This window comes from Bradyrhizobium sp. 45, from assembly GCF_023073155.1.
Classification (GTDB): domain Bacteria; phylum Pseudomonadota; class Alphaproteobacteria; order Rhizobiales; family Xanthobacteraceae; genus Bradyrhizobium; species Bradyrhizobium canariense_D.
On record NZ_JADPIX010000059.1, the window covers coordinates 227,616 to 233,666 of the forward strand.

Annotated in this window: 6 protein-coding genes; 3 read left to right on the forward strand and 3 right to left on the reverse strand. The window is 63.5% G+C overall.

What is annotated here, in order from left to right; all coding sequences use genetic code 11:
• Positions 1-8 precede the first annotated feature (8 nt).
• Positions 9-1,382, forward strand: a complete 1,374-nt coding sequence (locus IVB42_RS11200; protein WP_247399070.1) for a PleD family two-component system response regulator — start codon at positions 9-11, stop codon at positions 1,380-1,382.
• A 241-nt stretch (positions 1,383-1,623) separates the two neighbouring features.
• Here the strand turns inward: IVB42_RS11200 and IVB42_RS11205 are convergent, their stop codons facing one another.
• Entirely contained in the window at positions 1,624-1,995 is a 372-nt protein-coding gene (locus IVB42_RS11205) for a hypothetical protein (protein ID WP_039799351.1), read from the reverse strand.
• Positions 1,996-2,277: 282 nt separating this feature from the next.
• Here IVB42_RS11205 and IVB42_RS11210 point away from each other — a divergent pair, with 282 nt between their 5' ends.
• Positions 2,278-2,469 (forward strand): hypothetical protein, encoded by a 192-nt coding sequence (locus IVB42_RS11210; RefSeq protein WP_085386298.1) that lies wholly within the window; start codon positions 2,278-2,280, stop codon positions 2,467-2,469.
• 438 nt (positions 2,470-2,907) lie between these two features.
• On the opposite strand, the gene IVB42_RS11215 is transcribed toward IVB42_RS11210, so the two are convergent.
• Positions 2,908-3,516: a TetR/AcrR family transcriptional regulator gene (locus IVB42_RS11215; protein WP_085384428.1), complete on the reverse strand. Its 609-nt coding sequence runs from the start codon at positions 3,514-3,516 to the stop codon at positions 2,908-2,910.
• A gap of 129 nt (positions 3,517-3,645) precedes the next feature.
• On the opposite strand from IVB42_RS11215, the gene IVB42_RS11220 reads away from it, so the two are divergent.
• The gene (locus tag IVB42_RS11220) at positions 3,646-4,884 is read left to right on the forward strand and encodes an MFS transporter (protein WP_247399069.1); all 1,239 of its coding nucleotides are present in this window, start codon (positions 3,646-3,648) and stop codon (positions 4,882-4,884) included.
• Positions 4,885-5,431: 547 nt separating this feature from the next.
• On the opposite strand, the gene IVB42_RS11225 is transcribed toward IVB42_RS11220, so the two are convergent.
• A complete protein-coding gene (locus IVB42_RS11225) occupies positions 5,432-5,809 on the reverse strand; it encodes a PRC-barrel domain-containing protein (RefSeq protein WP_085395624.1) in 378 nt (125 codons plus the stop codon).
• Between the last annotated feature and the right edge of the window lie 242 nt (positions 5,810-6,051).

The window sequence follows — 6,051 nt, forward strand, 5'->3', positions numbered from 1 at the left end:
AGTTCACAGTGTCCGCGCGTATTCTCGTCGTCGATGACGTCCCCGCCAACGTCAAGCTGCTCGAAGCCCGCCTGTCCGCCGAATATTTCGACGTGATGACCGCCGCGAACGGCACCGAGGCGCTGGCGATCTGCGCCCGCGCCGAATGCGACATCATCCTGCTCGACGTCATGATGCCGGACATGGACGGTTTCGAGGTCTGCCGCCGGCTCAAGACCGATCCGGCCACGCATCACATTCCCGTCGTGATGGTCACCGCGCTCGACAGCCCGTCCGACCGCAACCGCGGGCTGGAAGCGGGCGCCGACGATTTCCTGACAAAACCCGTCTCCGATGTCGTGCTGATCGCGCGCGTGCGCTCGCTGACCCGGCTGAAGATGATGACGGACGAGCTGCGCATGCGCGCCATCACCTCGCTCGAGATCGGCATGCAGGCGCCCGAGCGCAGTGCGATCTCCGACACCGGCAAGGGCGGCCGTATCCTGCTGGTCGACGACCGCCAGTCCTCCTATGAGCGGCTGGCGACGATCCTCGCCGCCGAGCACACCATCGACGTCGAGCCGAACCCGACGGAGGCGCTGTTCCACGCCGCCGAGGGCAATTACGATCTGCTGATCGTCTCGCTCGACCTCAACAATTTCGACGGCCTGCGGCTGTGCAGCCAGGCGCGCTCGCTGGAGCGCACGCGGCATGTGCCGATCCTGGCGATCGCCGACCCCGAGAACGCGACGCGGCTGCTGCGCGGGCTCGAGATCGGCGTCAACGACTATCTGCTGCGTCCGATCGACAAGATCGAGCTGCTGGCACGTGCCCGCACCCAGATCCGCCGCCGCCGCTACACCGACCATTTGCGCGACAACGTGCAGAATTCGATCGAGATGGCGATCACCGACGCGCTCACGGGGCTGCACAATCGCCGCTACATGGAGAGCCATCTCGCGACGCTGGCCGAGCAGGCCGCGACCCGCGGCAAGCCGCTGGCGCTGATGATCCTGGACATCGACTACTTCAAGTCGATCAACGACAATTACGGCCACGACGCCGGCGACGACGTGCTGCGCGAATTCGCCGTGCGGGTCCGCAAGTCGATCCGCGGCATTGACCTTGCCTGTCGCTACGGCGGCGAGGAATTCGTCATCGTGATGCCGGAGACCGATCTCCACGTCGCGGGCATGGTCGCCGAGCGCCTGCGCCGCTCGATCGCCGGCGAGCCCTTTGCGATCCACAAGGGCGCCAAGCGCATCGAGGTCACGATCTCGATCGGCCTGACCACGCTGGAGCAGAAGGGCGAGGCGGTTGGCGACGTGCTCAAGCGCGCCGATACCGCGCTCTACCGCGCCAAGCACGACGGCCGCAATCGCGTGGTGTCGCACGCGGCGTGAGGCCGCTCGCACCGGCCGACGCAAAAAAAACGCGAAAACAACCCCATGCACAGTAGCCGACACTAGTCGGATCAATGACTTACGCGGTTGCAAAACGGCTGATGCGCACAGCATTGCCCTTTGACTCGTCGGGCAAAACAGGAGCATCCTGCTAGCATCCCGAATATCCACAAACTCTGCTGTCATCCCGCAAGCGAGGAATCCGCACGCCACGACGGACAAGCGGGCGTCCACCTTCGCGTCAGGGAGGATACGGTTCCGACCATTCTGCCTTGGCCAGGGCCGCGCCGGTGCTGGACTTTGCGATGATCTCGTAAGTGTACAGGCCGGAATTGCAGGGGCCCCAGGTTCGCAAGCTCTCCGGCTTCACGATGTTATCTGAGGGAAATGGGATCTCCTGGCCGCCCATCTCGTAGTTCTTCTCTCTGCGAAACTTGACGACGATCGTGCGCGTGCCGGGCGGAACACTCTTCATCTTGATTTCGGGATTGGGAAAGACGGTGGTGCAGGGCCGTGGAGGTCCAAACGTGAATTGGATCTTCATCTCGTCGGCCCAGGCCGGGGTGCAGATGATCAGAAATGAAATTGGCAGCAACGACGAAAATCTAATCATGGGCACGCCCCAAAAAAAACCAGTGTATCGGCAGGGCCGCCTGATGCCAAGCTTACTCCATGTCTCGCCCTCGCAGCCCTAGGCCTCGTCCACTCCCTTCAGGACGTCACAGAAAGGGCCCGCCGTAGCGGGCCCTGTGGAGATGGAGAAAGTCCGGGTCACTTCTGATCGACGTTGCTGGTCCCTGAACCGGGCGTACCGATCGGCAAGCCGTTCGCCGCATGACCGACGCCAACACCCGGCGCACTGACGGCTCCTGGAGTTTGATCCTGTGGAAGCGTCTTGATCCCCGTTCTTGCCTGCTCCGCGGGGCTCATCTGGTTCTTGTTGTCGCTGTTGGCGCCGTTGGTGGACGTGATACCGGACCTGTCGGTCCCGTTTGGCGTGCCCGCCTGTGTCGATCCTGACGCGGTGTTGCCCGCGCCGGTGGTGGTCGGTGTGCTCGCGGTATTCCCGTTCGGCGTCGGGGGCTGAACGTTCGGGTTGGTTGGAGAGTTGTTGGTGTGAGCGCCGGTTGAGGTTCCGTTTGTGCCCATGCCGGATGGCGCCGAGTGGCCTCCATTGGCGGCGCCAGACGTGCCAGTGCCTGCGCCTGAGCTGGCGGATGATCCGGACGCGCCGCCGCTCGCAGCTGCGCCACCCGCGCCTCCGCCGCCACCACCTCCGCCGCCGCCTTGTGCGAAGACGGGAGCGGCAACAGCGAAGGACAGTGCGGCTGTAAGAAGAAGCGATTTTCGATTCATGACCTTCTCCGGTGTAAAGAAGGTCAACTACGCCGAAATGACGATGGTTCCTCTCAGTCCACTCGCTTCAAGAGATCGAAGGGTGAAGCACGGCAAACGGACCTTGCGGTGCGTGCTTTCCGATCCGGACTTCTTGCGGCGAGCGGCGGGTTCTGATGTTGCAGCTGCTTCAGGGATGCCGGGCCGGCCGCTTGCCTCGCTTCACCGTAGTCTGATCTCCCACCGTCACCCCCGCATTCCGCAGCAGCACCGTCGCCGCTTCCTTCGCGGCGCGGGCCATTGCGGGGTCGTCGCGGACGAGGTCCTGCGCGATCGAGCCGTCGACCAGCAGCACAAGCTGCGTTGCGAGTGCCTCCGCGTTCGCAACGCCGAGCTCATTGAGGCGATCGCGAAACCAGGTGCGGCGGCTTTCCTTGAAGGCGATGGCAATCTTCTTTACGGCGCGGTCCGCCGGGCCAAGTTCGGCGACGGCATTCACGAACGGGCAGCCGCGAAAATCTTTTGCGGCGAAGCGGCGCTCCAGCGAATCGAAGGTGGCGAGGATCTGCTCGGCCGGGGGCTTGTCGGAGGGGCGGGGCTGCACGAAGCGGCGCTCCAGATAGGCGGCGATCAGCGCGTCCTTGGAGGGGAAGTGGTTGTAGAGCGTGCGCTTGGAGATACCGATCTCGGCCGCGATGGTGTCGACGCCGATGGCGCGAATGCCCTGCAGATAGAACAGCTTGTCGGCGGTCTCGAGGATCCGCTCTTTCATCGTCTGTGGGGCGGGCGGGGGAGCCATGCGGCGGTGAATGTCCTGTTCGCTTGACAGTGCACCCTATTCATAGCCTAAGTACACAGGTCTGTGTAACCAAAATCAATCGATATTGCAGACGACGGCGCGCGCGCCGCGCCCACGAGGGAGACAAAAATGCCCCTGTTGCAGGTCCTGCGCCCGACATTGCCCATCCTGATCGGCGCCTCGATCATGCTGACGCTGAGCATGGGGCTGCGGCAGAGCCTCGGCATCTTCATGCAGCCGCTGACCCACGACATCCATCTGTCGATCTCCGATTTCACGCTGGCGCTGGCCGTGCAGAACCTCGCCTGGGGCTTTCTCCAGCCGCTCGCCGGCGCGATGACCACGCGCTACGGCTTCCGTCCCATCATGATCGCTGGCTCCTTCATGTACATCGCGGGCTTGGTGCTGATGGCAACCGCGAACGGTCTCGTCGCCATCATGATCGGCGCCGGCGTGCTGATCGGCACCTCGCTGGCCTGCACCGCGGCGGCGATCGCGATGTCGGTGGCGGCGCGCGCGGTGCCCGCAACGGTGCGCTCCACCGTGCTCGGCATCGTCTCCGGTGCGGGCTCGCTCGGCGCGCTGCTGTCGGCGCCGATCGGGCAGATGCTCAACGAGGGCTTTGGCTGGCGCGTCGGGCTCGCCGGCTTCGTGGTGATGTCGGTGCTGATGATCCCGGCGGCCTGGTATGCCGGGCGCGTCGACGCGGTCCCGCTGCCGAAGCCCGCGACTGATGAGATCGTCGATGCCACGGCCCTGATCGCGGCGAAGACCGCGTTCGGCAACGCGTCGTTCGTGGTCATGACCTGCGCCTATCTCGTCTGCGGCATGCAGCTCGTGTTCCTCACGACGCATCTGCCGTCCTATCTCGCGATCTGCGGCCTCGATCCGATGCTGAGCGCGCAGACGCTCGGCATGATCGGCGGCTTCAACGTGCTCGGCTCGCTGTTCTTCGGCTGGGCCGGCCAGCGCTGGAACAAGCTCGCGCTGCTCGGCGGAATCTACATCTTCCGCTCACTCGCGCTGGCCTGGTACTTCATGCTGCCGGCCACACCGGCCTCGACCTTGCTGTTCGGCGCGATCATGGGCTTCCTGTGGATGGGTGTGGGACCGCTGGTCGCGGGCGCGGTCGCCGAGATGTTCGGCCTGCGCTGGCAGGCGATGATCCAGGGCCTTGCATTCATGAGCCACCAGATCGGCAGCTTCCTCGGCGCCTACGGAGGAGGGGTGCTCTACGACGCGCTCGGCTCCTACACCATGGCCTGGCGCATCGGCGTCGCGCTGGGGCTGGCCGGCGGCATCATCCAGGTTGCATTCGCGCTGATCCGGCCGTCGCAGCCGCCGGCGCCCGTGTTGCGGACGGCGTAGCGGGGCGTCCAGCGGGTTGAGCAACGTGCTGTGTCGCACGCGGAGCAAATGGGCCAACGGGAGGTCACCGGGGATAACATGATAGTTGTTATCTTTGCCGAGCGGCTAAGCCCCGCAGTGCGGCGACTCGATAGTCAGAACATGACTTCTGAGGATGCAGCGAACTTCGTGGAGCGCGGCATCATCAAACGGAGTGGTACCGCTGCGCCCTGATCAGTGCCCAGCGCCGCGCCCAATTTGGGGACTTCCGTAATTGGTCCGCAGCGGACCTTCACGGTAATGCCCGCTGGGGCCGCTTGGGCCCATTGCTGACTCTAGAGAGAAGCTGAGCAAAACCAATGAGCGGCATCCTCCGCCTCCGATGCGGGCGGCAGGCGTTGTTCGCTGCAAGGCTCATCAATCAAAACCGCCTGAACTTCGCTGGACAGTTTCCAGCGAAGCTCAATGCTAGTATTGGTCGGAAGATCGATCCGACAGCATCCAACGAGGGTGGCCGATCAATTCAGCTGACACTCACGATTGGAAAATTCCGGCGCGTCGTCTGGCGTTATAGGCCACCTCGCCCTTCCCAGTAAGTGGGTGTCCCATAATACCGGTGGGTTCGCGTTTCCCAATCTCGATCCTGCCAGGAGTCATCGCTGAACTCCGGCGCATCCCTGAGCTGTTGCTCTGTGATATTGGTTCGGAAGCCCTGGATCGACGCATCATATGTCAGAGCGCTCCATGGAATGGGGTAGTGGCTTTGACCCAAGCCAACAAATCCGCCGAAGCTCATGACTGCATAAGCTACGCGGCCTGACACCTTGTCGATGATGAGGTGATCAATCTCACCGATATTCTTTCCATCTGCTCCATACACCTCGGTTCCCTGAATGTCTTCGCTCGAGATGCAGTGATGATCCGGGTGGGCTGTTGCGCGGGCCATGACTTTGTCTCCCTCACAGGTGATTTTGGCGGCTTAACTTGGCAGCTACGAGGACGTTCCTGCGTTGAGCGCCGCAGCGCCAAATCGACGCGATTGGTCCGTAGCTGACCTACGGAGCGCGGCCAGTCGAGGACCGCTAGTGGCCCAAAGCGGACTCCAGCGCATCGCGCTGCCCCTGAGGGAGTAGCGAAGCCTCGAATAGCCTTGGAGCAACTTATGGGCGCACTTTCGTGACCGAGCCC

Bases quoted from the DNA above. Each gene is read 5' to 3' on its own strand.
- IVB42_RS11205 (WP_039799351.1), bottom strand. From the start codon at position 1,995: ATGATTAGATTTTCGTCGTTGCTGCCAATTTCATTTCTGATCATCTGC.
- IVB42_RS11215 (WP_085384428.1), bottom strand. From the start codon at position 3,516: ATGGCTCCCCCGCCCGCCCCACAGACGATGAAAGAGCGGATCCTCGAG.
- IVB42_RS11220 (WP_247399069.1), top strand. From the start codon at position 3,646: ATGCCCCTGTTGCAGGTCCTGCGCCCGACATTGCCCATCCTGATCGGC.
- IVB42_RS11225 (WP_085395624.1), bottom strand. From the start codon at position 5,809: ATGGCCCGCGCAACAGCCCACCCGGATCATCACTGCATCTCGAGCGAA.